This is a genomic window from Microbacterium sp. NPDC058345, from assembly GCF_042723855.1.
Lineage (GTDB): Bacteria > Actinomycetota > Actinomycetes > Actinomycetales > Microbacteriaceae > Microbacterium.
Genome location: NZ_JBHXIG010000003.1, coordinates 343,448 through 368,135, shown reverse-complemented (window position 1 = coordinate 368,135; position 24,688 = coordinate 343,448). Strand labels below are relative to the sequence as shown.

The 24,688-nt window shown below is 69.2% G+C and carries 26 protein-coding genes; 14 read left to right on the top strand and 12 right to left on the bottom strand.

Annotated elements, in window-relative coordinates; translation table 11 throughout:
- The first annotated feature begins 133 nt into the window (after positions 1-133).
- From nadA to ACFWH5_RS13420, 4 genes are read left to right on the top strand one after another with little or no spacing between them, the layout of a single operon-like run.
- Positions 134-1,444 carry a quinolinate synthase NadA gene (nadA, locus tag ACFWH5_RS13435; protein WP_378835333.1) on the top strand — a complete coding sequence of 437 codons (1,311 nt, stop codon included), beginning with the start codon at positions 134-136 and terminating at the stop codon, positions 1,442-1,444.
- Positions 1,441-2,940 carry an L-aspartate oxidase gene (gene nadB / locus ACFWH5_RS13430; protein WP_378835331.1) on the top strand — a complete coding sequence of 500 codons (1,500 nt, stop codon included), beginning with the start codon at positions 1,441-1,443 and terminating at the stop codon, positions 2,938-2,940. The genes nadA and nadB overlap by 4 nt, the downstream gene beginning before the upstream one ends.
- A complete protein-coding gene (nadC, locus tag ACFWH5_RS13425) occupies positions 2,937-3,788 on the top strand; it encodes a carboxylating nicotinate-nucleotide diphosphorylase (protein ID WP_378835329.1) in 852 nt (283 codons plus the stop codon). The genes nadB and nadC overlap by 4 nt, the downstream gene beginning before the upstream one ends.
- A gap of 5 nt (positions 3,789-3,793) precedes the next feature.
- A complete protein-coding gene (locus tag ACFWH5_RS13420; RefSeq protein WP_378835326.1) occupies positions 3,794-4,936 on the top strand; it encodes a cysteine desulfurase family protein in 1,143 nt (380 codons plus the stop codon).
- A 70-nt stretch (positions 4,937-5,006) separates the two neighbouring features.
- On the opposite strand, the gene ACFWH5_RS13415 is transcribed toward ACFWH5_RS13420, so the two are convergent.
- The gene (locus ACFWH5_RS13415; protein ID WP_378835324.1) at positions 5,007-5,993 is read right to left on the bottom strand and encodes a squalene cyclase; all 987 of its coding nucleotides are present in this window, start codon (positions 5,991-5,993) and stop codon (positions 5,007-5,009) included.
- Positions 5,994-6,080: 87 nt separating this feature from the next.
- On the opposite strand from ACFWH5_RS13415, the gene ACFWH5_RS13410 reads away from it, so the two are divergent.
- Positions 6,081-7,019, top strand: coding sequence for a glycosyltransferase family 2 protein (locus tag ACFWH5_RS13410; protein ID WP_378835322.1), 939 nt, complete (start codon positions 6,081-6,083; stop codon positions 7,017-7,019).
- A gap of 4 nt (positions 7,020-7,023) precedes the next feature.
- Positions 7,024-7,797, top strand: coding sequence for an SDR family NAD(P)-dependent oxidoreductase (locus tag ACFWH5_RS13405; protein ID WP_378835319.1), 774 nt, complete (start codon positions 7,024-7,026; stop codon positions 7,795-7,797).
- A 77-nt stretch (positions 7,798-7,874) separates the two neighbouring features.
- On the opposite strand, the gene ACFWH5_RS13400 is transcribed toward ACFWH5_RS13405, so the two are convergent.
- Positions 7,875-9,752 carry an ABC transporter ATP-binding protein gene (locus tag ACFWH5_RS13400; protein ID WP_378835795.1) on the bottom strand — a complete coding sequence of 626 codons (1,878 nt, stop codon included), beginning with the start codon at positions 9,750-9,752 and terminating at the stop codon, positions 7,875-7,877.
- 141 nt (positions 9,753-9,893) lie between these two features.
- On the opposite strand from ACFWH5_RS13400, the gene ACFWH5_RS13395 reads away from it, so the two are divergent.
- The gene (locus ACFWH5_RS13395) at positions 9,894-11,369 is read left to right on the top strand and encodes an MDR family MFS transporter (protein WP_378835317.1); all 1,476 of its coding nucleotides are present in this window, start codon (positions 9,894-9,896) and stop codon (positions 11,367-11,369) included.
- A gap of 53 nt (positions 11,370-11,422) precedes the next feature.
- Here the strand turns inward: ACFWH5_RS13395 and ACFWH5_RS13390 are convergent, their stop codons facing one another.
- A complete protein-coding gene (locus ACFWH5_RS13390; protein WP_378835315.1) occupies positions 11,423-11,575 on the bottom strand; it encodes a hypothetical protein in 153 nt (50 codons plus the stop codon).
- Positions 11,576-11,690: 115 nt separating this feature from the next.
- Between ACFWH5_RS13390 and ACFWH5_RS13385 the strand changes: the two genes are divergently transcribed.
- Together ACFWH5_RS13385 and ACFWH5_RS13380 are read left to right on the top strand one after the other, a co-directional pair.
- Positions 11,691-12,203: a DUF6328 family protein gene (locus tag ACFWH5_RS13385; protein ID WP_378835312.1), complete on the top strand. Its 513-nt coding sequence runs from the start codon at positions 11,691-11,693 to the stop codon at positions 12,201-12,203.
- 126 nt (positions 12,204-12,329) lie between these two features.
- The gene (locus ACFWH5_RS13380) at positions 12,330-12,620 is read left to right on the top strand and encodes a Fe-S cluster assembly protein HesB (RefSeq protein WP_378835310.1); all 291 of its coding nucleotides are present in this window, start codon (positions 12,330-12,332) and stop codon (positions 12,618-12,620) included.
- Between the two features lie 96 nt (positions 12,621-12,716).
- Here the strand turns inward: ACFWH5_RS13380 and ACFWH5_RS13375 are convergent, their stop codons facing one another.
- The 3 genes from ACFWH5_RS13375 to ACFWH5_RS13365 form a co-directional block, all read right to left on the bottom strand.
- Positions 12,717-13,259, bottom strand: a complete 543-nt coding sequence (locus ACFWH5_RS13375; protein WP_378835307.1) for a hypothetical protein — start codon at positions 13,257-13,259, stop codon at positions 12,717-12,719.
- A gap of 83 nt (positions 13,260-13,342) precedes the next feature.
- The gene (locus ACFWH5_RS13370; protein WP_378835305.1) at positions 13,343-14,074 is read right to left on the bottom strand and encodes an anti-sigma factor family protein; all 732 of its coding nucleotides are present in this window, start codon (positions 14,072-14,074) and stop codon (positions 13,343-13,345) included.
- Positions 14,071-14,577, bottom strand: coding sequence for a sigma-70 family RNA polymerase sigma factor (locus tag ACFWH5_RS13365; RefSeq protein ID WP_378835302.1), 507 nt, complete (start codon positions 14,575-14,577; stop codon positions 14,071-14,073). The genes ACFWH5_RS13370 and ACFWH5_RS13365 overlap by 4 nt, the downstream gene beginning before the upstream one ends.
- 82 nt (positions 14,578-14,659) lie before the next feature.
- On the opposite strand from ACFWH5_RS13365, the gene ACFWH5_RS13360 reads away from it, so the two are divergent.
- Positions 14,660-15,130, top strand: a complete 471-nt coding sequence (locus ACFWH5_RS13360) for a DUF2231 domain-containing protein (RefSeq protein WP_378835300.1) — start codon at positions 14,660-14,662, stop codon at positions 15,128-15,130.
- A gap of 138 nt (positions 15,131-15,268) precedes the next feature.
- Here the strand turns inward: ACFWH5_RS13360 and ACFWH5_RS13355 are convergent, their stop codons facing one another.
- Positions 15,269-15,820, bottom strand: coding sequence for a Dps family protein (locus tag ACFWH5_RS13355; protein WP_378835297.1), 552 nt, complete (start codon positions 15,818-15,820; stop codon positions 15,269-15,271).
- A 212-nt stretch (positions 15,821-16,032) separates the two neighbouring features.
- Between ACFWH5_RS13355 and ACFWH5_RS13350 the strand changes: the two genes are divergently transcribed.
- Together ACFWH5_RS13350 and ACFWH5_RS13345 are read left to right on the top strand one after the other, a co-directional pair.
- On the top strand, positions 16,033-17,397 hold the full coding sequence (locus ACFWH5_RS13350; protein ID WP_378835295.1) for a protein kinase: 1,365 nt from the start codon (positions 16,033-16,035) through the stop codon (positions 17,395-17,397).
- 14 nt (positions 17,398-17,411) lie between these two features.
- Positions 17,412-17,891: a GNAT family N-acetyltransferase gene (locus tag ACFWH5_RS13345; protein WP_378835293.1), complete on the top strand. Its 480-nt coding sequence runs from the start codon at positions 17,412-17,414 to the stop codon at positions 17,889-17,891.
- Positions 17,892-17,928: 37 nt separating this feature from the next.
- Here ACFWH5_RS13345 and ACFWH5_RS13340 read toward each other — a convergent pair whose 3' ends face one another.
- The 3 genes from ACFWH5_RS13340 to ACFWH5_RS13330 all read right to left on the bottom strand — a co-directional run bounded on the left by ACFWH5_RS13340 (position 17,929) and on the right by ACFWH5_RS13330 (position 19,999).
- A complete protein-coding gene (locus ACFWH5_RS13340) occupies positions 17,929-18,492 on the bottom strand; it encodes an alpha/beta fold hydrolase (protein ID WP_378835290.1) in 564 nt (187 codons plus the stop codon).
- A 136-nt stretch (positions 18,493-18,628) separates the two neighbouring features.
- The gene (locus tag ACFWH5_RS13335) at positions 18,629-19,495 is read right to left on the bottom strand and encodes a GyrI-like domain-containing protein (RefSeq protein ID WP_378835288.1); all 867 of its coding nucleotides are present in this window, start codon (positions 19,493-19,495) and stop codon (positions 18,629-18,631) included.
- Positions 19,496-19,609: 114 nt separating this feature from the next.
- Positions 19,610-19,999, bottom strand: a complete 390-nt coding sequence (locus ACFWH5_RS13330) for a DoxX family protein (RefSeq protein WP_378835287.1) — start codon at positions 19,997-19,999, stop codon at positions 19,610-19,612.
- Positions 20,000-20,079: 80 nt separating this feature from the next.
- Between ACFWH5_RS13330 and ACFWH5_RS13325 the strand changes: the two genes are divergently transcribed.
- Together ACFWH5_RS13325 and ACFWH5_RS13320 are read left to right on the top strand one after the other, a co-directional pair.
- The gene (locus ACFWH5_RS13325; protein ID WP_378835284.1) at positions 20,080-20,949 is read left to right on the top strand and encodes a sigma-70 family RNA polymerase sigma factor; all 870 of its coding nucleotides are present in this window, start codon (positions 20,080-20,082) and stop codon (positions 20,947-20,949) included.
- 252 nt (positions 20,950-21,201) lie between these two features.
- The gene (locus ACFWH5_RS13320) at positions 21,202-21,828 is read left to right on the top strand and encodes a class I SAM-dependent methyltransferase (protein ID WP_378835281.1); all 627 of its coding nucleotides are present in this window, start codon (positions 21,202-21,204) and stop codon (positions 21,826-21,828) included.
- A 52-nt stretch (positions 21,829-21,880) separates the two neighbouring features.
- On the opposite strand, the gene ACFWH5_RS13315 is transcribed toward ACFWH5_RS13320, so the two are convergent.
- The gene (locus ACFWH5_RS13315) at positions 21,881-22,693 is read right to left on the bottom strand and encodes a hypothetical protein (RefSeq protein ID WP_378835279.1); all 813 of its coding nucleotides are present in this window, start codon (positions 22,691-22,693) and stop codon (positions 21,881-21,883) included.
- A gap of 129 nt (positions 22,694-22,822) precedes the next feature.
- Entirely contained in the window at positions 22,823-24,553 is a 1,731-nt protein-coding gene (locus ACFWH5_RS13310) for a DUF262 domain-containing protein (protein WP_378835277.1), read from the bottom strand.
- Between the last annotated feature and the right edge of the window lie 135 nt (positions 24,554-24,688).

Genomic DNA, 24,688 nt, shown 5'->3' with positions numbered 1-24,688 from the left:
CACCCCGGTACGGACGCCGGGAGATCGGACGCCTGCACGGCGACGCGGCCGGCCGGCGGATTGCACTTCTGGTCAGATCGACATAATCTGTTCGGGCAGAGTAAGTGTCGAAATGACCAGAAGGCGGCGCGCGATGTCCATCCCCACGATCCCCGTCCGACCGATCGACCCCTCGGTCGACCACGCGCTTCAGGCGATCGTCGGCGGCGCGTCCACCGAATCGGCCTGCAGCACCGATCTCGCAGCGGGTCCCTGGGACTTCGACGCGCGCCCCGGGTACGGCCCCGGTTCGTCGATGGGCGACGTCATCCCCACCGGCGCACCGCGGCAGGGCGAACTCCCCGTCGAGTACCGCGAGGCGAGCGAGGACGAGCTCGACGCGCGCATCCGCGCCGCGAAGCAGGCACTCGGCGACCGGGTCGTCGTGCTCGGGCACTTCTACCAGCGCGAGGAGGTCGTGCGCCACGCCGACTACGTCGGCGACTCCTTCCAGCTCGCGAACGCGGCGCTGGAGCATCCGGATGCCGAGGCGATCGTGTTCTGCGGTGTGCACTTCATGGCCGAGACGGCCGACCTGCTCTCCTCACCCGACCAGGCGGTGATCCTGCCCAACCTCGCCGCCGGGTGTTCCATGGCCGACATGGCCGACATCGACCAGGTCGAGGACTGCTGGGAACAGCTCGCGGAGGTGCTCGGCCCGCTCGACGAGACGGATGCCGACGGGATGCTGCCGGTCATCCCCGTGACCTACATGAACTCCTCCGCCGCGATCAAGGGCTTCGTCGGGCGGCACGGCGGCATCGTGTGCACCTCGTCGAACGCGCGCACCGTGCTGGAGTGGGCGTTCGCCCGCGGACGGCGCGTGCTGTTCTTCCCCGACCAGCACCTCGGCCGCAACACCGCGAAGGCGATGGGCGTGCCGCTCGACCGGATGCCGATGTGGAACCCCCGTCGTCCGCTGGGCGGCTCCTCGGCCGCCGAGCTCGCCGACGCACAGGTCGTCCTATGGCACGGCTTCTGCTCAGTGCACCGGCGGTTCACGGTCGACCAGATCGACAGGGCGCGGGCCGAGCAGCCCGGCGTGCGCGTGATCGTGCACCCGGAGTGCCCGATGGAGGTCGTCGACGCCGCCGATGAGGCCGGATCCACCGACTACATCCGCAAGGCGATCGATGCGGCCACCGAGCCGGGCGCCTTCGCCATCGGCACCGAGATCAATCTCGTGCGCCGACTGGCCGCGCAGTATCCGCAGCACGAGATCCTCTGCCTCGACCCGGTCGTCTGCCCGTGCTCGACGATGTACCGCATCCATCCCGGCTATCTCGCCTGGGTGCTCGAGGAGCTGGTGGCAGGGCGCACCCCGAACCGCATCCGCGTGTCGGACGACGTCGCGCAGCCGGCGCGGGTGGCGCTCGAGCGGATGCTGGCGGCGAGGCCGCGATGAAGGTGCTCGTCGTCGGCGCCGGTGTCGCCGGTCTCACCACAGCGCTGCGCGCCGATGCGCTCGGGCATACCGTCGAGGTCGTCGTCAAGGGCTCACTGGGCGACGGATGCACCGCGCATGCGCAGGGAGGCATCGCGGGCGCGTACGGCCCCGGCGACTCACCCGCCCTGCACGCGCTCGACACGATTCACGCCGGCGACGGACACGGCGACCCGGTCGCGATCGCGGCGCTGGTCGACGGTGCGACGGCGGCGCTCGCCGCTCTCGTCGACGCAGGGGTCGTGTTCGATCGCGATGCCGACGGTGCGGTCGCGCGCGGGCTCGAAGCCGCGCACAGTGTTCCGCGCGTCGCCCACGCGGGCGGCGACGCGACCGGGCGGGTGATCTCCGACGCGCTGGTCGCCCGAATGGGCGCGAGCGGCATCCGGGTGCGCGAGAGCGCCTTCGCCGCCGAGCTGCTGCTCGGTCGGGGCCGCGTGCGCGGCATCCGGCTGCTCGGCGGGGCCGAGATCGCGGCGGATGCCGTCGTGCTCGCCACCGGCGGAGCGGGCAGGCTCTACGCCTGCACCACGAACCCGGCCGGCACCACGGGCGACGGTATCGCGATGGCGCTGCGCGCCGGCGCCGCGGTCGCCGATCTGGAGTTCGTGCAGTTCCACCCGACGGTGCTGGCCGCGGGCGAGCCGTTCCTGATCTCCGAGGCCGTGCGCGGGGCGGGCGCCGTGCTGCGAGATGCCGACGGACGCCGCTTCGCCTTCGACGCCCACCCCGACGGTGAACTCGCCCCGCGGGACGTCGTGGCACGCGCGGTGGTCCGTCAGGCACTCGCTCAGGACTCGCCCGTGCTGCTCGACGCCACGATGCTGGGCGGCGACACGCTGCGCACCCGCTTTCCCACCATCGATGCCGAGCTGCACCGCCGGGGCATCGACTGGAGCCGCACCCCGGTTCCCGTCGCCACCGCCGCGCACTACCTGATGGGCGGCGTGGTGACCGACGTCGACGGCCGCACCACGATCCCCGGCCTGTGGGCGGTCGGCGAGACGGCCCGCACCGGCGTGCAGGGGGCGAATCGACTCGCGTCGAACTCCCTGCTCGAAGGAGCGGTCTTCGGCGCCCGTCTCGCCGAAGCGCTCGACGCGCCGTTCGCCGCCAACGCCGCCGACCGACCGCTCCCGTCGCAGAGAGTGTCGGTTTCCGGGCGCGAAAGCGACACTCTTCCCGATGGGAACGGTGCTGAACCCTTCTCGCGCTCCGCGCTGCAGCGGCTGATGTGGGACCAGGTCGGGCTGCTGCGTGACGACGCCGGTCTCGAACGCGCCGTGCGCGTGCTCGACGTATGGCGCGCTCCTCAGCCGCAGACGGCAGCGGAGCAGGAGGACGCCAACCTCCTCGACGTCGCCCGCGCCGTCGCATCCGCCGCCCTCGCACGCACCACATCGCTCGGCGCGCACTTCCGTCTCGCGCCGCAGCCCACCCTGATCGGAGCCGCATGATCACGCTCGCCACCCTGCACCGCACGGTGCGCGCCGCACTCGAGGAGGACGCCCCCTGGGGTGACCTCACGAGCACGGCGCTGCTGCCCGCCGACGCGCGGGCGACCGCGGATCTCGTCGCCCGCGAGCCCGGCGTGTTCAGCGGCGGCGACGTCCTCTCGACCGCGTTCACGGTGACCGATGCCGGCATCGAGATCGACCTGCACGTCGCGGACGGCGACCGATTCAAGGCCGGTGACGTGCTCGCGTCGGTGCGGGGGCCGGCGCGCGCGATCCTCACCGCGGAGCGCGTGGCGCTGAACTTCACGCAGCGGATGAGCGGCATCGCCACGCTCACCGCCGCCTACGTCGACGCCGTCGAGGGCACCGGAGTGCGCATCGCCGACACGCGCAAGACCACACCGGGACTGCGTGAGTTCGAACGCCACGCGGTGGTGTCGGGTGGCGGCAGCAACCACCGGCGGTCGCTGTCGGATGCGGTGATGGCGAAGGACAACCACCTCGCGGTGCTGCGGCAGAGCGGTCAGGACCTGGCCCCCGCGCTGCGGGAGGCGCTCTCGCGCCTGCCGCACACCACGCACGTGGTGGTGGAAGTCGACCGGCTCGATCAGATCCCCGCGGTGCTCGACGGCGGTGCCGACACGGTGCTGCTCGACAATTTCTCGCTGGACGAGCTGCGGGCGGGCGTCGCGCTGATCGACGGAAGAGCGACCGCCGAGGCGTCCGGCGGAGTGGGCCTCGACACCGTGCGCGCCATCGCCGAGACCGGGGTGCAGGTGATCTCGGTGGGTGCGCTGACCCACTCCGCGCGCGCCCTCGACCTCGGCCTGGACGTGCGGATCGGCTGACGGGCGTGCTGTATCTCGATCACGCCGCGACGTCGCCCGTGCGCCCGGAGGTGCTCGAGGCGATGCGGCCCTATCTGTCCGACGTGTTCGGCAACCCGTCGAGTCATCATTCGGTGGGCGAAGCGGCGGCCGACGCGCTGGAGTGGGCTCGAGCGCGGGTCGCCGGAGCGCTCGGGATGCGCCCTGGCGATGTGATCTTCACGTCGGGCGGCACCGAGGCGAACAACCTCGCGGTGAAGGGCATCGTGCTCGGCGGTGACCGGCGTCACCTGATCACCACTCCGATCGAGCATGAGTCGGTCTTGGAGTCGGCCGACTACCTGCGGCGGCTGCATGCCACCGAGGTCACGCTGCTGCCCGTCGACGCGCAGGGCCGGGTCGGCCCCGATGATCTCGCGGCCGCGCTGCGCGACGACACCGCGCTGGTGAGCTTCGCGCACGCGAACAATGAGGTCGGCACCGTGCAGGATGCCGCCGCCCTCATCGCCGTCGCGCACGAGCGGCACGTTCCCGTGCACGTCGACGCGGTGCAGTCGGCCGGATGGGAGGATCTGCGCCCGCTCGGGAGGGACGCCGGGGTCGACGCGATCTCGGTCGCCGGCCACAAGCTCGGCGCGCCGAAGGGCACCGGCGCTCTCGCGGTGCGATCGCGCGTCGCCCTCGAGCCGCTGCTGCACGGCGGAGGGCAGGAGCGCGGCCGACGCAGCGGCACCGAGAACGTCGCCGGGGCCGTGGCTTTGGCCACCGCCGTCGACCTCGCCGAGGCCGAACGCGCGAAGGACGCCGCTGCGATCGCGGCGACCACGGCCGGTTTCATCACCGCCGTTCTGGCCGCCGTTCCCTCCGCCGCGCTCACCGGGTCGCCCGACCACCGGCTGCCGAACCTGGCGAGCTTCACATTCGCCGGCACCAGCGGCGAGGCGGTGCTGCTCGAACTGGAGCGTCGCGGCATTGTGTCGTCCAGCGGGTCGGCCTGCGCCGCCGGCAGCGACGAACCCTCGCCCGTGCTCCTGGCGCTGGGTGTCCCCGCCGAGGTCGCCCAGACGGCGGTGCGCTTCACGTTCGGCCGCACGGTGCTGCCCGAGAGCGCAGCCGGGCGCCTCGCCGCTCTCGTCGCGGACGCCGTCGCCGCCGTCGGAACGTCCTGACCGAGGGCACGGTCCGGTAAGGATCCCCGGACGGCGCCGCATCCCTCCGGAGCGATCGGGCGAAGGGCGGTCAGGCCCCGGGCGAGGTGTCCCACCAGTCGAGCACGCGCGTGCCGATCAGCGTGAGCCACTTGGAGGGTTCGCCTGGTGGAACGTCGATCTCGACCCAGACCGCTCCGCCGTGCGCGTCGCCCTGCAGCCAGGTGCCGTCGTCGCGCCGCGCGGCACGCACCGCACCGACCGCCTCGGCGAGCCGTGGATCGGGCGGCGTGCGCTCGAACAGCGCCACCTCCCGGAAGTGATCGAGTGCCGCGAGCGCGCTGTACTGCCAGCGGCGAGGAGCGATGAAGTCGGTCACCCAGGGGCCCACAGTCTCGCCGGTGGACAGCCGGCGCATCAGTCGGCGCTCGAGCAGGTACTCCTCGCCACCGTGGCGAGTGTCGCGCAGCGATTCGTCGCCGGTGAGCCGCTCGTAGGCCAGCATGCCCACCACGGCGTTGAGCGTCGAGTGGAACGAGGATCGCACCGAGTTTCCCTCCTCCGCCTCGCAGTTCCACCCGCCGTCCGCCAGACGGTGCGCCGGGAACCACGCCGCGATCGCGGAGACGTCGGCGCCCAGCCACGCGCCGGTCGCGAGGGTGAGGGCGTTGATGCAGACGTCGATCTCCCCGCCCCAGTACGGCAGGTCGTCATACTCCCAGCGGCTGTTCTCGGCGAGCTTCTCGGCGGTGCCGGCGAGGACCGACGGATCGAGCCCGAGATCGCGCAGATCCTTCAAGGCCCACGTCGTCGCGACCCACGGCTGCTGGTCTGGCTGACGGGCGATCACTCCGTCCCCCGCGAACTCCTGCGACGGGAAGTACGCGCCGCCTGCCCACTGCCCGTCGTCCTGCTGATGAGCGAGGATCGCCGCACCGAAGCCCTCGGTCGCCACCCGGGCGCGGGTCGCCTGCCAGCGCTCGGGCTCCGCCTGCAGCAGGTCGCGCTCGACCTGCCAGCGCAGCGCGGGATCGGAATCGAGCAGCCAGTCGAGTGCAGTGGAAGACAGCGATGACATGCCTGGCAGAGTACCCCGCCACCGTGCTCTCCGTAACCTGCGGTCCGCGGCAGATCCACGGTGTGTGCGGCGGAATAGACTCGGGGCGTGGACGCGCTCGTGACGATGATCGTGCCAGGGCGCGATGTCGCCGGATACGCCCCCGCGGCGATCGCCTCCCTGCAGGCGCAGACCGAGCAGCGCTGGCGGGCGATCCTCATCGACGACGGATCCATCGACGACACCGAAGCGGTCTTCGCGGATGCCGCCGCATCCGATCCGCGATTCACCGTGCTGCATCACCACGAGGCTCGGGGCCTCGGGGCCGCCCGGAACATCGGCATCCAGTTCGTCGACACGCCCTTCGTCGGATTCCTCGACGCCGATGACGAGCTGACGGCGGGTGCACTGCGCCTCTGGCTCGACACCCTCGACGAATCCGGCAGCGATTTCGTCGCCGGCGCCTATGTGCGCAGCCGGCTGGCCGACGGTGTCTACCGACCCGGTCGCGTGCAGCCGTGGGTCGCGAGGGCGACGTCGCCGCGGCGGCTCGGGGTCACTCTCACCGAGCACCCGGACGCGTCGGCGAACATCGTGGCGTGGTCGAAGCTCAGCCGCACCGAGCTGTGGGCGGACCTGCGCTTTCCCGAGAACGTCGCCTATGAGGATCAGATCGTCGCCCAGCGCATGTACACGAACGCCCGGTCGTTCGACGTGATCCCCGATGTCGTCGTGCAGTGGAGAGTCCGTCCCGACGGCACCTCCATCACCCAGGGCAAGGATCGGCTGCCCGTGCTGCACGACTACACCACGGCGCTGCTGGGCGGCATCGGCGTGTTGCGAGCGGCGGGGAACTCGGCGGCGGTGCGATCCCGGCTCGCGCTGATCCTCGCGATGGATCTTCCCCCACTGCGCCGCATCGCCGCGGAGCATCCCGACCCGGCCTACGCCATCGCACTCGACGCCTTCGAAGAGGCGCTGCGTGCGCTTCCCGAGTTCGCGCACGCTGCGCCCGACCCGTCGCTCACGGCGGCCCTGACCTGGTGATCATGTGAACGCATACCTGGATTCGCTCTTCTCGCTGCAGGGCCGCACCGCGGTCGTCACCGGCGGGTCATCCGGCATCGGCCGCGCCATCGCCACCGCACTCGCCAAGGCGGGAGCCGCGACCGTCATCGTCGCGCGCGGCGCCGACCGCATCGACGAGACCGTGCGCGCCCTGACGGACGCGGGATGCCGCGCCGCAGGCGTGCCCGGCGACCTGAGGACCCGCGACGGCATCCGCGCAGTCGCCGACGGGGTGGTCGAGCCGTTCGGCGAGCCGGACATCCTCGTGAACTCGGCGGGGATCAACATCCGGCCCCCGATGGCAGAGATCACCGAGGAGGACTGGGACGCGACGCTCACCGTCAACTCTCTCGCGCCCTTCCTGCTCGGGCAGCGCTTCGCCCCGAAGATGGTCGAGCGCGGGTACGGACGGCTGATCCACATCAGCTCGCAGCAGGCGCACCGCGCGTTCGTGTCGAGCGGCATCTACGGCGTCTCCAAGGGCGCGGTCGAATCCCTCATGCGCAGCGAGGCAGAGGCGTGGGGCGGTACCGGGGTGACGAGCAACACGCTCGTCCCGGGCTTCGTCCTCACCCCGCTGAACGCGCGTCTGCAGGAAGACAAGGCCACGATCGCCGAGCTCGCGGCGCGCACGATGATCGGCCGCAACGGGCTGCCCGAGGACTTCGCCGCCGCCGCCGTCTTCCTCGCCGGCCCCGGATCCGCGTACGTCACAGGGCATTCGCTCTTCGTCGACGGCGGGCTGTCCGTGCACTGATCCCCACGCCCCCTCACGACGGCGCTGCGCGCCGCCGCTCCTGCCCGGCACGCGCATCGGCATGATGCCGGGTCCGATCAGCCGGACGCCTCCTCGATCGCACGGCCGGCCGCCAGCTGCTCGGCGGCGAGCGCCGCGTAGAGTCCGTCGGCGGCGAGCAGCTCGGCATGCGTGCCCGACTCGACGATCCGCCCCGCATCGACGACGTGAATGACGTCAGCCCCGACGATGGTCGACAGTCGGTGAGCCACGGACAGCGTGGTCCGGCCCCGCGCCGCCGCATCGAGCGCGCCCTGCACCACCCGCTCCGACACCGTGTCGAGTGCCGAGGTCGCCTCGTCGAGCAGCAGCACCGGCGGATCCTTCAGGAGCACGCGCGCGATCGCGATCCGCTGCTTCTCACCACCGGAGAGCCGGTAGCCGCGCTCCCCGACGACCGTGTCGTATCCACGCTCGAAACCGGCGATGACATGGTGGATGTTCGCCGCTCGGCAGGCCGCCTCGAGCTCGGCATCCGTCGCATCGGGCTTGGCGTAGCGCAGGTTGTCGCGGATCGTCGCGTGGAACAGGTACGTCTCCTGTGACACGATCCCGATGTCGTCGATGATGGATTCCTGAGTCAGCGTGCGCACATCGGCGCCCGCGAACAGCACCCGTCCGCCACTGGCCTCGTGCAACCGCGGGGCGAGATACAGGATCGTCGTCTTACCTGCACCGGATGGCCCGACGAACGCGACGTGACTGCCCGGTTCAGCGATGAACGAGACGCCGTCGAGCGTCGGCCGCGTGCCTGCCGCGGCATCCGGATACCGGAACACCACGTCCTGGAACTCGACTGCGCCACGGGGACCAGGCGCCTCGGAGACCCGTATCGCGTCGGGGGCGTCGCCGATCTGCGGCACCAGGTCGAGGTACTCGAAGATGCGGGCGAACAGCGCGCGCGAGGTCTGCAGGTCGAGCGCCACGCGCATCAGCCCCATCAGCGGCATCAGCAGTCGCGCCTGCACCGTCGTGAACGCCACGACCGCGCCGGCCGTGATCGTCTCCGTGCCGCCGGTGATGAACAGACCCGCGACCAGGTAGATCACCGCGGGAACACTCGACATCAGCACCTGCACGACGGCGAAGAAGCCCTGACCGCTCATCGCCCTGCGCACCTGAAGGCGCACCTGATTGCGGTTCTCCCCCTGATACCGCACCGACTCGGTGCGCTGCCTGTTGAACGACTTCGACAGCAGGATGCCCGACACGCTCAGCGTCTCCTGCGTGATGCTGGTCAGTTCCGAGAGCGACTCCTGCGTCTCGCCGGCGATCCGCGCTCGCACCTGCCCGACCCTGCGCTGGATCAGCACCAGGATCGGCATCATGATCACCGCGATCAGCGTGAGGCGCACGTCGATGAGCACCATCGCCACGAGCGACGCGATCACGGTGACGGTGTTGCCCAGGATGCTGGTGACCGTGTTCGTCAGCACACCGGAGACGCCACCGACGTCGTTCTGCAGCCGCGACTGGATCACCCCGGTCTTGGTGCGGGTGAAGAAGCCGAGCTCCATCGCCTGCAGGTGCTCGAACAGCCGGACCCGCAGATCGCCGGTCACCTCGTTGCCCACCGTGGAGGTGAGCCAGGTCTGCACGACGCCCAGCACGGCCGAGAGCAGGAAGAGGCCGATCATCACGCTGACCAGCATCGTCAACAGGCCCAGGTCCGGCGCGGCGCCATCGAGCGGGAAGAGGGCGTGGTCGAAGATGCGCTGCACGAGCAACGGCGGAATCACCGCGAGGCCGGCGCCGAGCACCACGAGCAGCGCCGTCACGACGAGCCGGCCGCGATAGGGGGTGAAGAGCGCGACGACGCGCCGTCCCAGCCCGGCGACCTCCGGCGCCTCGGCGTTGAGACGCCGCTGAGCCTGCTCATCGACGCCGCGGAACCCGCCGCGTCCTCCGCCACCCATGCTCATCCCCTCAGGCTAATGCGCTCCGCCGACAGCAGAACCGCACGAAAAAAGGCAACCAAGTGTCGACGGCACCGGTTACGCTGTAACGCTGTTCTGTCGCACTCGCGAGACATCCCGCACGAACCTTCGAGGAGAACCATGTCTGCCGTCCACACCGGCCCCTCCCCCGTGCAGAACGTCGCTTCCGGCGACATCCCGCGCAAGGACATGGCCGTCATCTGGGTGCTGCTGACCGCCGCCTTCGTCGCGATCCTCAACGAGACGACGATGGGCATGGCGATCCCGCACCTGATCACCGACCTCGGCATCACGCCGATCGCGGCGCAATGGGTCACCAGCGCCTTCATGCTCACCATGGCCGTCGTCATCCCCACCACGGGATTCCTTCTGCGTCGCTTCACGACGCGGCAGATGTTCCTCGGTGCGCTCACGCTGTTCTCCGCCGGCACCGTCGTGGCCGCGGTCGCCACGGGATTCCCGATGCTGCTGGTCGCGCGCATCGTGCAGGCCTCCGGCACGGCCATCATGATGCCGCTGCTCATGACGACGCTGATGAACGTCGTCCCGCCCGCCTCCCGCGGCCGGATGATGGGCCGGGTCAGCGTCGTGATGTCGCTCGCCCCTGCCATCGGGCCGACCATGTCCGGCTTCCTGCTCGACACCTTCGGGTGGCGATCGATCTTCGTCGTCGTGCTGCCCATCGCACTGGTGGCGATGTTCATCGGCTGGCGCTGGCTCACGAACGTCGGCGAGACCACCCGCGCTCCGATCGACGTGCTGTCCGTCATCCTGTCGGCGTTCGGCTTCGGTGGCCTGGTCTTCGGCCTCAGCCAGATCGGCGGCCTCGGCAAGGGGCAGAGCTGGGCGCCGCTCGCCATCGCGCTCGCGGTCGGCGTCGTCGGGCTCGTGGTCTTCCTGTGGCGTCAGGTCGCGCTGCAGAAGAAGGATGACGCGCTGCTGGACCTGCGCATCTTCAAGTCGAAGGGCTTCTCGCTGTCGATGACGCAGATGTTCCTGCTGTCGCTTGCCTTCTTCGGCAGCATCACGGTCATCCCGCTGTTCCTGCAGGACGCGCTGCTGCTGCCGACGATGAACGCCGGTCTCGTCGTGCTGCCCGGCGCGCTGGCGATGGGCCTGCTGGGCCCGGTGATCGGCCGCATCTACGACAAGCACGGCACCAGGGTGCTGCTCATCCCCGGTTCGATCCTCGCCGCAGCGATGCTGTGGATGTACACGACGCTGACCGTCGGCACCTCGGTGTGGCTGGTGCTCGTGATGCAGACGCTGCTCTCGATCGGCCTCGCGTTGTCGTTCACTCCGTTGTTCACCGCGTCCCTGGCGTCGCTCACGCCGCGGTTCTACTCCTACGGCAGCGCCATGATCGGCACCATTCAGCAGGTCGCCGGTGCGGCGGGCATCGCCGTGATGATGGCGGCGTTCACGGCGGTCGCCGCGGCGGGCGGCGGCACGGAAGAGCCGACCGCCGTCGCGGCTGCCACGCGGACGGCCGTGGCGATCGGCGCGGTCATCGCGACGATCACGATCGCCGGCGCGTTCGTGATCCGCAAGCCCGAGGACGACAGTGAGCAAGCGCCGGCGCACGCCGGCCACTGATCGCGACGATGCGCGAGGGCGCCTCCCGCTCCGGGGAGGGCGCCCTCGTCGTCTCAGTCCGTCTTCTCGGCGGGGACCGCCGGCGGGCTCGGCAGCACGCAGACGCCGTCGACGCACAGCCCGGCGTCGGAGTCCGTGCCGATCAGCTGCAACCCCGGCGCGGAGGCGAGCGCCCCGTCACCGTGCGACATCCGTGAATCGGTCATCCCTCGATGCTACGCCTCCCCTCGGGAGGAGGCGCCGGCCCTTCCGGTGCGCACGGCGAGTGGAGTACCGTCCGGTCATGATCATGGTTGCAACGATGACTGGGAGGAGCCGGTGATGGTCCGAGATGCGCAGGCCGACGGCCGCGACGAGACTCCGTCGGAGCGGGCGGACCGCAATTGGGACGATCTGATGCAGGAGCTCCGGGTGATGCAGACCGGCACGCAGATTCTCACCGGCTTCCTGCTGGCCGTGGCCTTCCAGCCGTTGTTCACCGATCTCGACGGCATGCAGCGCACGCTGTACGTCGCGCTCGTGCTTCTCGCCGCGGTCGCCACGGTGCTGGCACTCGCCCCCGTCGGCCTGCACCGCTTCCTGTTCGCACGCCGAATGAAGCCCGAGCTCGTGCAGATGGCCGATCGGCTCGTGAAGGTGAACCTCCTCGTGATCGGCGCGGTGACGGTGGGCGTGACCACGTTCATTCTCGACATCGCGGTGAGCCGCACCGCCGCCCTGATCGCAGGCGGCGCCATCCTCGTCTTCGTGCTCGTGCTGTGGCTGACATTGCCGCTCCGGCTGATGCGGCGGGCCCGTCGCTCCGCGTCTGCAGAGCGTGGAAGCGGCCCGTGAGCGCCGCGAACGTGTGAAAGGCCTCCGAGTACCCGCCGTCAGGTTGAATGCGCGCGGCAGGTGAGGAATCGTGGCCCGGACATCGCGCCGTCCGGTGCGGTGTCCGCTAACCGGAAGGAGAGCGACATGCTCACCCTGACCGAGAACGCAAACACGATCGCGGCGACCATCGTCGCCCAGCAGAGCACCGAGCCCGACGCCGGCCTGCGCATCCATTCCTCGGGCACCGCCGATGAGCCACGCTTCGCGGTGACCGTCGCGCCGATGCCGGAGCCGGGCGATGCGATCGTCGGAGACGAGGCGCTGCACGTCTTCCTCGAGGAGGCGGCTGCCGAAGCGCTGTCGGACAAGACGCTCGATGCCGCCGTCGACGAGCAGGGCGCGGTGTCGTTCACGCTGCTCCCCCAGGTGGCCTGACCTTTCCAGCTGTCGACGAGGCCGTCGCGCTCCGCACGGAGCGCGACGGCCTCTGTCGTCGGCGGCGTCGGCACGGCGTTGTCGTCGGCGTTCGGCCTACTCCGCCATCCGCTCGCCCGCGGGTGACAGCACCCACCAGACGTCGTTCACGCCCTGGCCGTTCACGTCTCCCGGCGCGGCGTCGCCGGCGAAGTAGTACAGCGGCCACCCGTTCAGCGTCATCTGGGTCTCGCCGGCGACCCCGGTGATGGTGCCGACCTCCCCTGTCACACCGTCGAGCTCCGCGGTGCCGTCCGCGATCACGGCCGGCCAGTTCTCGGCGCACTGCCCCTCGCAGGTGCTCTCGCCCGCGTTCTGGGTGTCGCTGTCGAACATGTACACGGTCATACCCTCGCCGTCCACGACGATCTCGCCCATCGATGTGTCGGCCGTCATCAACGCGGCCGACCCACCGCCGGAGGGCGTCGTCTCCTCCGGCTCGGACGGCGTCGTCTCCTCCGGCTCGGACGGTGTGCCGTAGCCTGAGTCCGCAGGCGGGGCCTCCGATCCTCCGACGCCTGACGGCGACGAGCAGCCCGCAAGCCCGAGCGCGACGACGAACACCGCGGCGGTGAGAGCGGGGATGATCCTGGTCTTCATGTCGTCTCTCCAGTTCCGGGACGCACGTCCCGTCAGCGAGAACACGAGACACGCCTCAGCGAGGTTCACCTCGCCGAAACCGGCTACGGCGCATCATCCGTCGTCTCCGCTGCGGTGCTCAGCAGCACTGTTCCGGTGCGCACCGAGCGCACCTCGACGGCGGCGATGTCGGCGGCGCGGAGAGCGGTGCCCGCGACGATCTCGGCTGTTCGGTCGGGGAAGGCCCGCCAGGTCGACAGCCGTGATTCCGCGCCGTCGGCGCTGACGACGACGAGTTCGTACTCCCACCCGCCGGGCGGCGCGTCGACCGCCCCGTCGTAGCGGCAGGTCATGGTGAGGCGGGTGCCCCACGCGACGTCGTCGATTCGCACGGATGCCGTGACGGGCACGTCGACGACCGTCTCCAGTGCGACCACCGGTGCCTCGTCCGGCGCCAGCCACATCGGCACGAGAACGACGACCGCGGCCACCGCGGCAGCCGCCGCGGCCGCGCCGATCCACCGCAGCCGGCGCGTACGCCGCGATCGGGCCTCGGCGATGCCGATGATCTCCGCGCGCCGCGCCGGATCCGGCTCAGCCGGGATCGTCCCGCCCCCGGGCTCGTCCGGTTCACCGGCACGATCCAACAGCGACGCCGCTCGCTCCCGCGGCACGCGCGAGAGCAGACCCGGAAGCGGTGCCAGCTCCGCGACGGCCGCGTCGCACAGGGCGCAATCGGCGAGGTGCGCTTCGTAACGCTCGCGGTCGGCGGCGCTGAGCGTGCCGAGGATGTACGCGGCGTCCCAGTCGGCGAAACGATCGTGCTCGGCGGTCATCGCGTCACTCCCTTCTCCTGCAGCGCCAGACGCAGCGCGCGCAGCCCGTAGTGCAGCCGCGATTTGACCGTGCCTTCGGGAACGGTCAGGTCGGCGGCGATCTCGGCGACCGAAAGACCCAGGTAGTAGGCGCGCACGACGACGTCGCGATGCGCATCACTGAGCGCGGCGAGCGCATCCTCGATGAGGATGGCATCGAAGAGGGCGTCCGTCGCGTCGCGCACCGCCCTCTCGGGGGTTTCCGGGACAGGGATCTCGCGGCGGCGACGGGCGCTGCGCGCTTCGTCGACGACGAGATGGCGCGCGACGGTGTACATCCAGGCGCGGGTCGCCGACGGATCCTCGGCGAGGATGCTCGGCGTGCGCCACGCCCGCAGCAGCGTCTCCTGCACGACGTCGTCGGCCGCCATACGGTCACCCGTCAGGTGCACGACGTAGCGCCACACCGACGTCGCGTGCGCGTCGTACAGCGCGCCCAGCCTCGCCGCGTCGTCGCCCGGCATCCGCCACCTCCCTCAGGAAACACGAGATCGCCCGCCGCGCGGTTCAGATGAACCCGCGACGGTGCGCCGCCGTGTTCTGAGTATGGACCTGCCAGACATCGCCGGGCTTCCCCTGCATCCGCTGATCGTGCACGCCGTCGTCGTGTTGCTGCCCCTGACCGCCCTCGCCCTGGTTCTCGGCACCCTCATCCCGGCCGCGCGCCGGCGGCTCGGTGTCGTGACTCCGCTGGCCGCACTGTTCGTCCTCGCGCTGGTGCCGGTCACCATCCTCGCCGGCGAGGATCTCAAGGAGGTCGCCGGCCCGCTGCCCGCTGTCGAGCATCACGAGATGCTGGCACGCATGCTGCCCCCGTGGGCCATCGCGCTGTTCGTCGTCGCCGCCGCGCAGTGGGCGTGGTTCCGGTTCCGGCCGGCGCCCTCCGACGGACGCCGGCCGCGGTCGCACGCCGTCGTGACCGTCATCCTGGCCGCGGCCGGGGTGGTCGTGGCGATCGGGAGCACCGTGATGATCGTGCTGATCGGCGAGGCGGGTTCGCGCGCGGTCTGGGGGTGAGTGCGGCGCTCGGCGCTCGCCGAGAGCGCGCGAGGTGGCCGAGAGCGCGCGAGGTGGCCGACAGCGCCGAGTCCGTCCCGCGATGGGGATGCGGCGGGCCCTTCGGACCCCGCATCCCGATCGCGGGACGAAGGTCTGTCAGCCGCGGGCGGGCGTGCGGTTCTCGGCGCTCACCATCCAGGCGAACTGTTCGAGCTTCTCGATGATCTGGTGAAGCACGTCCGCCGAGGTCGGATCCTCCTCATCGACCTTGTCGTGCACCCCTCGCATGGTCGCCACCGTGCCGTCGAGTCGCTCGGTGATCAGCCCGACGGTCTCCTCGGTCGACACTTCCCCGGACGGGAAGGGCGGAAGGGTCGTCGTCTCGGCGATGGTGTCGCTGCGTCCGTCCGGCACGGCATGCAGCGCCCGCATCCGCTCGGCGACGGTGTCGCTGAACGCGCGAGCGGCGGCGATGATCTCATCGAGCTGTCGATGCAGGTCGCGGAAGTTGCGTCCGACGACATTCCAGTGCGCCTGCTTGCCCTGCAGCGAGAGCTCGAGCAGGTCGATCAGCACGGCCTGCAAGCTGGCGGTCAACGTCGAGGACGCGGTGAAACCCTTCTCGGCGTTCTGCCGGCGCGTCGTCTTCGCCGCGGATGCGGACGAGGTCGTCGACTTCTTCGATGCGGTCTTCTTCGCTTCAGCCATGCTCTCTCCTCTGATTCCTCGCCGTACCACGGCGGTTCAACACGGCTGCGACGGTACCGGTCGCCGTCCCGACGCCTGGAGGGGCTTGACATCGCGCGGCGCGGCGGCGAGTGCGCTGAACGTCGGTTCGTCAAGCCCCCCGACAGCGAACGCCCGCCGCCGTAGCCTCGCAGACATCGCCGGCCCGAACCGGACCGCCGGCGGAGGACCAGATGTCGACCCTTGATGACACGCCCACCGAAGAACTCCTCGACGGCCGATACCGCCTCGGCGAATGCGTCGGACGCGGCGGCGCGGCCATGGTGTACCGCGCAGAGGATGTGAAACTCGAGCGCACGGTCGCGGTGAAGATCATGCTCGCCGGAACTGACGGGCCCGACGCCGGCGCGCGCACCCGCCGCGAGGTGGCGGCGCTGGCCGCCATCGACCATGCGTGCCTGGTGACACTGCTCGACGCGAAGATCGTCCCCGGAGGCCCGGAGTACCTGGTGATGGAGTTCGTCGACGGCCGCAGTCTGCGCGAGCGGCTCGACGAAGGCCCCCTCACGGGATCGGAAGTCGTCGATCTGGCATCCGATCTCGCGGAGGCTCTGCGGGCGGTGCACGGCGCGGGCGTCGTGCACCGCGACATCAAGCCCTCCAACGTGCTGCTCGCGCAAACCGGCATCGCGGCGCGGCCGGTCCGCGCGAAGCTCGCCGACTTCGGCATCGCGCAACTGCTCGATAACACCCGTCTGACGTCGCCGGGGATGGTGCTCGGCACTCCCGCGTACGTCGCACCCGAACAGGCCCGCGGGGCCGCTCCGGCACCAACTGCCGACATCTTCGCGCTCGGCGTGGTGCTGATCGAGGCGCTCACCGGGCGTCGTCCGTACGCCGACATGACGCCCGCCGAGGCGGTGGCGGCCCGTCAGGCTGTGCCGCCACCGGTGCCGGAGCGGCTGGATGCGGGGTGGGCGCAGCTCCTCCGCCGGATGACCGATCTCGCGCCGCCCGCCCGCCCGACCGCAGCGGAGGTCGCGACGATCGTGCAGCGGTTGGGCCCGCCGTGGCCGGTCGCGGGCGATGACCAGGCGACGCCAGGAGCTTCCGCACCGGCGTCGACGCGGGCGCTCTCGGCGCCCGCCGACGCGTCGGGCGACCGAGCCCCGCGGAAGCGAGGTGCGCCGAGAGTCGCCGAGCTCGGTGCCTGCGCACTCGCCGCTCTTCTCGCGGTGGCGGCGGTCTGGGCGGCCGGGATCGCTCGGCCGCTCGAACCGGTCAGCGGGGCGCCGGCGGTCGTCGAGATCTCGACGCCGGCCACCCCAGGGCGGCCGGGCGGTGGGTCCGGGCCGACGGCCGAGGACGCCGGCGCGGCTCGCGAGGATGCCGTCACGTCTGCCGCGCAGCCGGAGCCGGAGCCGGATGACGGCCGACGCGGTTCCGGTGTCGGGCCGCAGGAGGCCGACCCTGCGTCGCAGCGGGCGGAACAGGCCTGGCACCGGGCGGAGAACGCACAGCAGACGGGCGCGCAACAGCGCGCGAAGAACGCGAGCGATCAAGGCAGGTCGTCGTCGCAGAACGGACGGTCGCAGTGAATCCGGACGGCACGGTGACCGACAGGGCGGGTGCGCGCATCGTCATCGCACCGATCAGCGTGGAGGATGCTGGAGAGGTGCTGACGCTGCAGAGGGCCGCGTTCGTGTCGGAGGCCCAGATCTACGGCAGCGCCGACATGCCGCCGCTGACCCAGACGCTGGAACAGGTCGAGGAGGAGCTGCGCTCCTGCTTCGGATTCACGGCGCGGATGGGCCCGCGCCTCGTCGGGGCGCTGCGGGGGCGCGTGGACGGTGACCTGCTGCTCATCGGCCGCATCGCCATCGCTCCCGACGTGCAGGGTGAGGGCATCGGGCGGATGCTGCTGGAGGCCGCCGAGAGTTCAACGGATGCCACGGAGTCTGAGCTGTTCACCGGCAGCCTGAGCGAGGCCAACCTGCGGCTGTATCAGCGGTGCGGGTATCGGGAGACCGAGCGGATCGCGCAGGGCGACGGCACCGATCAGGTGTTCCTGCGTAAGACGCTGAGAACGTGAGGTTCGGCGGCGGTGCGATCACCACCGCCGACCCTGCTCAGTCCCAGTCGAGGTACTCCTCGATCGTGACCGCCGTGTCCATGAGGTGCGTCACCGGGAACCGGTGATCCGCTCCCGCGATGGTCTTGACGCTCGTTCTCTCGGGCGCGGTCGCTCGCAGCCGCTCGCCGTTCTCCGGCGGCAGGGCGGCGTCGTCCGAGCCCTGGATGACCAGCACCGGGATCATCGGGGCGAGCGACGTGCCGTCCTCCTCGACGCCCAGCAGCAGCAGTCCGTTCGCCCGCTCGGGATGCGTACCGGTGAGCGTCCGGGCGATAGTCCCCCCGGACCCGTAGCCGCCGATCCAGGCGTCGGCGAAACCGAGGTGATCCATCACCGCCAGAGCATCGGAAGCCCGCTCCTCCCGGTCGCCGGACGTGGTGTCTGCGCCGATCCGCACGACGTGGAAGCCCGCTTCCTCGGCCAGGTAGTGCGCGACGACGCCGAGCGGGTCGGTGTCGAGAGCGGCTGCGGCGATCAGCACCAGACCGATGGGACCCTCGCCCTCGACGATGTACGGAACGGCACGGCCTTCATGGTTGAAGATGCTCTGCTGCGTCACGATGCGACTGTCCTCCTGGGTGATCCCGGTCGCCTCGGGCGCCGAGCGGCGACGACCAAGCCTAGCAAGGCCGCCCGGGCTCGCAGCCGAGAGCGGTGGAGGTCGAACCGGTTCGACCTCCGCCGCCCGCATGTCATCAGCTGCGTTCGATCGGCATCCACAACTCGCATGTGGCGGTGCGGAAATCCGGCGAGCGCTCCAGCACGGCGACGATGGACGGGCCGGGTCGCAGGCGCCACGGGTTCGACGGGAACCACTCGGTCGCCGTCGCCGCCCACGCGGACTGCAGCGAAGACGGATACTCCCCGGAGGTGCGGAACACCGCCCATGCACCGGCGTCGACGTCGATCCCGTCGAGGTCGTCCGGCGTCGCGGCGCTCGCGTCGACGGCCACCCCGTGCAGGTACGTGAGCTCACTCCCCTCGGTGTAGTCCGGATCGACATCGGCGGTGACCTGCAACAGGCCGGCCGGTTCGGCGCCGCTCAGCTGCTTGAGCCTTTCGTGCTCGGCGGCCGGCAGCGAGGCGATGTGCTGCTGAATGTGCGGGTTGACGCCTTCATGGATCAGCGGCACCCGGGTGGCGTGGCCGATCAGGCGGAAGGCGTCGCGTTCGACGATTCGGGCATGCATGGGTGAACTCCCTTCGACGGTCAGGCGGAACCTGAGCTGTGGTTGACTGCGGAGGGGGCCGCCGCGCCGTCGCACATCACCATGGCTCGCTCCGTGCACCGCACGGAACGCACGACCGAACGCCTCTGTCGACCCGTACCCGTAGCGCACCGCGATCGACAGCAGATCCTCGTCGCCGATCACGTCGGATGCGGCGATCGTCATGCGCCGTCGGCGCACGTACTCCGACACGGGCATGCCGGCGAGCGACGAGAACATCCGACGGGCGTGATACCCGGTGGTGCCCATGCGCGCGGCGAGCGCGTCGATGTCCGGCTCGTCGCCGAGATGCTCCTCGATCTCGTCGACGAGCCGGTTGAGTATGTCGATCACGGCTGCTCCCTTCGAATCCACTCTCGCCCGATGGCCCGCGTCTGGACCCGACCTTCGCGGTCCGATGCGATCGGATGCATGGAGCGATCGTGGCACGGCTGGTGCGGCTTCGCCTCACATCCCGGGGAACGGTGCCAGCAAGAACCTGCCCCAGGCGACGAATGCGAACGCCAGCAGGTAGCCGATGTCACCGGCCATGAGAGCCCACTCGCTGCGGCGGAATCTCGTGGTCGCGGCGCCGGACATGAGCAGCATCAGCCCACAGGCGGCGATCGGCGAGAGTGCCGGCGCGATCCCCACCAGCGGCGGCACGATCAGGCCGGTGACACCGATGAGCTTGATCGTGCCGATCGCCTTGATGTGCCCGGCACTGAAGTCGTCGACCCAATGCTGGCTGGTCGCCAGCGCGCGGTAGCGTTCCTTGGTGAGCAGTATCTGGCTGGCACCCCCGGTGCCGAAGGCGACGGCGAGCGCACCGGTGATGATCCACAGTGCCACGTTCATGATTGGTCCTTTCCTTGTTACCTTCACCCGTTCGGGCTCGTCACCCTGATGACGGATCGCCGAGACGGAAGGTAACGACGATGGACTCACAGGATCTCTCCGCAGCGTTCGAGGAGCATCGGGCCCGCCTCGTCGCGGTGGCCGTCCGCGCGCTCGGCTCGCGCGCGGACGCCGAGGATGCGGTGCAGGAGGCGTGGCTGCGGCTGGAGCGGCACGCCCATGACGACATCGACAATCTGGGTGGCTGGCTCACTCGCGTCGTCGGGCGCATCTGCATCGATGTGCTGCGCAGCCGGGCCTCGCGCGCCGAGTCGGCGCTCGAGGAATGGACCTCCGATCCCGTGGTGACCGAGGACGTCGACGGTCCCGAGGATGCCGCGGTGGCGGCGGAGTCCGTCGGACTCGCGATGCTGGTCGTCCTCGAGTCGCTGCGCCCCGAAGAGCGCCTCGCGTTCGTGCTGCACGACGTCTTCGCCGTCCCGTTCAGTGAGATCGGACAGATCGTGGGGCGCTCGACCGATGCGGCGAAGATGCTGGCGAGTCGCGCGAGGCAGAAGGTCCAGGACCAGCCGCTGCCGACCGAGGAACGACGCCAGCGACGCGAGGTGGTCGACGCGTTCCTCGCGGCCGCACGCGACGGCGACTTCGATGCTCTGTTGAAGGTGCTCGACCCCGACGTCGCCTGGTACCGCCACACCGCGCACGGTCACACCGTGCGGATGGGAGCGAACGAGCTGCTCGCGGCGGTGCGCCGAGGCGACCCAGGACGGGTCGAGGCGCGCCGGGTGAGCGTGAACGGCCGGCCCGGCATCCTGGCATGGGCGGCGGCCTCCGGCCGACCCATCGCCCTCATGTCGTGCACCGTCGCCGACGGCAGGCTCGTGCAGATCGACTCGATCGTCGATGCGGCCCGTCTCGCCCGCATGGACCTGCCGCCGCGCCACCTCTGAACGGTCAGCGGCCGCACGGCCGCTGGTGGTTCACACGGTGAAGCGGAACTCCACCGCGTTTCGTCAGCACGAGCGGGGTAACCGCTCCCTCGACCTGAGGACGCGTGCCCTCGCCTCCGATGCCGGTCATTGCGTCGAGACATCGACGAACTCCGGACAACAGGGTCACGCAGAGCACGGCGTGCAACACTGACGTCCATGCAGGTGAGGAAAAATCTGCGCACCGGGGTCGGCGCCCGAGCCGCCACCGCGATGCGCGCCCTGAACGCTCGGCACCCTTGGAGTCACAACGACGCCTTTCATTCGTGGATCGCGACTCGACTGCCTGCGGGGCGTGACGAGGCACTGGACGTCGGTTGCGGTCGCGGCGAGCTCCTCGCGCTGCTCGGAGAGCACTTCGCCGCCGCGCATGGCATCGACATCGACCACGGCATGCGGCAAGCGAGCGCTGCGCGGTGCGCAGGTCTTCCGAATGTCACCGTGGGGTCCACACCGCTGGAACAAGTGCCCGAGGGCAAGGACGTCGTCACGATGATCGCCGTGCTCCACCACCTCGACCTCACGCCGGCGCTTCGGCAGGTCGACAGGGTTCTGAAGCCTGGCGGGCGCTTCCTCTGCGTCGGCCTGGCCCGACCGGTCTCCGCAGTGGATCAGGTCTGGGATGTGGCCTCCATGCTCACGAACCCGGTCATCGGATTCGTGAAGCACCCATGGGTGGCGCCGCCGGGCAGGGCGGATCCGCCGTTCCCCGTCAAGGACCCTGGGTACACCCTCGCCGAAATCCGCAGCGCAGTGCGGCAGACGATGCCTGGAGCGGTGATACGCCGGCGACTCGGCTTCCGTCACACGATCGAGTGGACGAAGCCGACGGTGCCGTGAGCAACGGCGTCACACGTTGAAGCGGAACTCCACCAAGTCGCCGTCCCGCCGGTCACTCGGCGATGTACAGAGGGTAGGCGAGGATGTCGGACACGCGGAGTTGAGCCCCGTTGTGTGGGTAGGACTGCTCGTCCGTCATGTACTCGATCTTGTAAACGGCGTCGACAATCCTAGACCGCCCCACTACTCCACCGATCCCCCGAAGTCGCTCTACGGGGTGATCGCCCTGCCACCTTCCGAAACGATCGGGCGAGGCAGCGAGTTGGTGCAGCGAGTCGTATGACATCGTGTCAGGTCGCGGATCCGTAAGAACCTCGGCAACGATGCGCAGTGCGGAGATTCCGGACAAGAACCAGCCGATAGGCCACCGGAACTCGCCGAGCTCCTCCACGATGAAAACGAAGCTCGTTGAGAAGTCCCACTCGTCACGAGGCATGACTGGTTCCGGCGGATCTGCGACCCAGACCGTAAGAGCATCAGGGCCAGTCACCGCATCGGGTAACCGGTCCTTGAGCGGCAGGACAACAGGTGTAGCCAGAACCCGCTCGTAGACGTACCAGCCATCATGTTCGCCACGCCAGAACTCCTCCGGGGTATCCGGCCTGTTGATGCGCAGCTGACCAGATTCTCGGAGAGCCGTCACGATTTCAGGCACGAGTCGCGGGTCATCCGACGACATCCCCGCATCGCTCCGAGTCTGCTTAACCTTGCCTGCGACAACCTTCGCGATCCCGATCTCAGACTCAGTGCTGACGGATACATCAAGAGGAATGTCAAGAGCACGAGCCAGCGACTGCACCAGCCTGCGGTTGATTACCCTGATGGACGAAGGTGGATTGCTACCGGGCGAAGGCTTCCGCGTCATGGTCTATTACTACCAGCCGTAAACCGGGGTCCCAGGCAAGTCGCAGATACCTTACTGTGGCGGAACTCCACCACGTCGCCGTCCTGCGCCGCAATGGCCTTCGGCGTCGAAGCCAAGAGACGTCCCGTCCTAGAGATTCCAGACGCTATCGACTGCCTCTGCGGCCAAGGTCGAGGCCCTCTGCGCGAGTTGGTCGTCGGAGGGCACCAGCACGCCACTGCCCGACCACGACTCCAGATTAGCGTCGAAGTAGGCGCTGCCCTTCTTCAATGACTTCATCTTCGTTTGCAGGTCGGCGTTGCCCAGTTCACTATTCAACGCCTCCGTCAGGAGAGTGAGGTTCCCGATCGAGTAAGTCGGATCCTTTGGGTCGTCCGCTGCTAAAGATTGCGGCTTGATGTGCTCGATCGACCATGACGAGAGGCTCTGGCCGGGAGGCAATAGGCGCTTCCATTTCGCAAACGACATGAGGACGTACGAGATGAAGATCTTTCTTCCTCGTATTTTTTGCGCCTGCGTCAGTCGGAGATTAGGCGCATAGAACAGTTGCTCGAATGCCCTCATCGCCGCTTCCCGCGCGGGCAGACTCGCACGCAACTTATCCGCGAAGTCCTTGATGGCGTCGACGACTTCGGCCTTCGTGGACGCCTTCTCAAGCCGAACCGCGAAGCGGTTGTAGCGACCCCGCGTACCGCCGGTTGATCCACCGTTGGTGAGGGAGGTGAATTGGAAATGGAAACTTTCGACAAGCCGCATCACATCCACGAGCTGGGCTTCGCTTACGAGCTTCGTCTCCTGATACTTACGAGCAATCGCTATGGCCGTCGAGTTCGCTACGGACACGTTGAAGATGGCCAGCGCACGGACGCTATCCACGTACTGCGCAACTGCCATTGCATTGCGAACGCCGGACACTTTCGCTTGAACACGTACGTCGTCGTCTTCGAGGTACTGATAGATGAGCGAGTCCGTCTCGAGTTCCTCTAAATACTCGATGTGTTTCACTGGATCCGAGCCGACGAGCCTTCCGATCTCCTTGAAGAGTTCGGGGGCCTTCACAGCGTCTCGCCTTGAGTTCCAGGACTGCCAGATGAAGCGGTCGACCACATCCGAGTCAAGCCGCCCATTCTGAACTCGATCTACTATCCGGTCCCAGCGCACCGCGATCGCATCGCGGTCTGGGAGTGCAGTCGCCGCACCCCGGATCAGCAGATTCTTGGCGAGATCCGCGAGCCTCAAATCGGCCCCGCGAGTATTGAGGGTTTCGAAAATGAGGAATCCGTCCTCCTCCGACGCCAGTTCTACCTGGATGACACGGGCCTTCAGCACGTTGGCGCGAATGGCCTTCAATCGTTCCAGCTGCTGGTCATGGCCACCGCTGGACAGTTCTGCGAGAACACGCGTTTCGAAGAAGACTCGCGCCGCACCGATTCGTTCAGCGCTACCATTCCACTTGTGGCCGGACGGGATGGCGTTCGGGTTCTGAATTTGCTCGTAGAACATGGCTTCTGAGCGAGTCAGGACCGGGTAGGCCTTGCCATCATCGTCTGTGGTGATGAGGTACTTCTGAGTGGCGTCAGCTTGGCTCTTCGCCGCCTGCGCAACGTCGGGGCTCACCTCAGACGCATCCGAAGCAATCTTCGTGAAGGCATCGCGGACCACTGAGAGAAAGATCGCGCTCGTCGTCAGTCGTTGCTGACCATCGATGATCGAGTAGGTGTCGTTGAACAAGTCTCTGACCGAGCTCACCCACGTGACCGTGGACCCGAAGAAGAAATCGCCATGCGCCAGAACGACATCGCTCCAGAAATCCTCGAGCTGCTCGGTGTCCCAGCTGTAGGGTCGCTGAAAATTCGGCACTTCGTACAAACACTGCTGGAAGCATGTCTGAATCGTCCGCGTCTGACTCTTGATCGGAATGAGATCTGGGGTTGCCGTTGCCTCAGCGATCGCTCAGTCCTCCTGGTCGTAGGTCGTTCCGCCAGAATAGTATCG

Coding starts and splice junctions, on each gene's coding strand:
- ACFWH5_RS13355 (WP_378835297.1), bottom strand. CDS start 15,820: ATGGCTGAAGCGAAGAAGACCGCATCGAAGAAGTCGACGACCTCGTCC.
- ACFWH5_RS13400 (WP_378835795.1), bottom strand. CDS start 9,752: ATGGGTGGCGGAGGACGCGGCGGGTTCCGCGGCGTCGATGAGCAGGCT.
- ACFWH5_RS13325 (WP_378835284.1), top strand. CDS start 20,080: ATGGACTCACAGGATCTCTCCGCAGCGTTCGAGGAGCATCGGGCCCGC.
- ACFWH5_RS13415 (WP_378835324.1), bottom strand. CDS start 5,993: ATGTCATCGCTGTCTTCCACTGCACTCGACTGGCTGCTCGATTCCGAT.
- ACFWH5_RS13370 (WP_378835305.1), bottom strand. CDS start 14,074: ATGACCGCCGAGCACGATCGTTTCGCCGACTGGGACGCCGCGTACATC.
- ACFWH5_RS13320 (WP_378835281.1), top strand. CDS start 21,202: ATGCGCGCCCTGAACGCTCGGCACCCTTGGAGTCACAACGACGCCTTT.
- ACFWH5_RS13375 (WP_378835307.1), bottom strand. CDS start 13,259: ATGAAGACCAGGATCATCCCCGCTCTCACCGCCGCGGTGTTCGTCGTC.
- ACFWH5_RS13365 (WP_378835302.1), bottom strand. CDS start 14,577: ATGCCGGGCGACGACGCGGCGAGGCTGGGCGCGCTGTACGACGCGCAC.
- ACFWH5_RS13315 (WP_378835279.1), bottom strand. CDS start 22,693: ATGACGCGGAAGCCTTCGCCCGGTAGCAATCCACCTTCGTCCATCAGG.
- ACFWH5_RS13360 (WP_378835300.1), top strand. CDS start 14,660: ATGGACCTGCCAGACATCGCCGGGCTTCCCCTGCATCCGCTGATCGTG.
- nadC (WP_378835329.1), top strand. CDS start 2,937: ATGATCACGCTCGCCACCCTGCACCGCACGGTGCGCGCCGCACTCGAG.
- ACFWH5_RS13390 (WP_378835315.1), bottom strand. CDS start 11,575: ATGACCGATTCACGGATGTCGCACGGTGACGGGGCGCTCGCCTCCGCG.
- ACFWH5_RS13385 (WP_378835312.1), top strand. CDS start 11,691: ATGGTCCGAGATGCGCAGGCCGACGGCCGCGACGAGACTCCGTCGGAG.
- ACFWH5_RS13330 (WP_378835287.1), bottom strand. CDS start 19,999: ATGAACGTGGCACTGTGGATCATCACCGGTGCGCTCGCCGTCGCCTTC.
- ACFWH5_RS13350 (WP_378835295.1), top strand. CDS start 16,033: ATGTCGACCCTTGATGACACGCCCACCGAAGAACTCCTCGACGGCCGA.
- nadA (WP_378835333.1), top strand. CDS start 134: ATGTCCATCCCCACGATCCCCGTCCGACCGATCGACCCCTCGGTCGAC.
- nadB (WP_378835331.1), top strand. CDS start 1,441: ATGAAGGTGCTCGTCGTCGGCGCCGGTGTCGCCGGTCTCACCACAGCG.
- ACFWH5_RS13395 (WP_378835317.1), top strand. CDS start 9,894: ATGTCTGCCGTCCACACCGGCCCCTCCCCCGTGCAGAACGTCGCTTCC.
- ACFWH5_RS13380 (WP_378835310.1), top strand. CDS start 12,330: ATGCTCACCCTGACCGAGAACGCAAACACGATCGCGGCGACCATCGTC.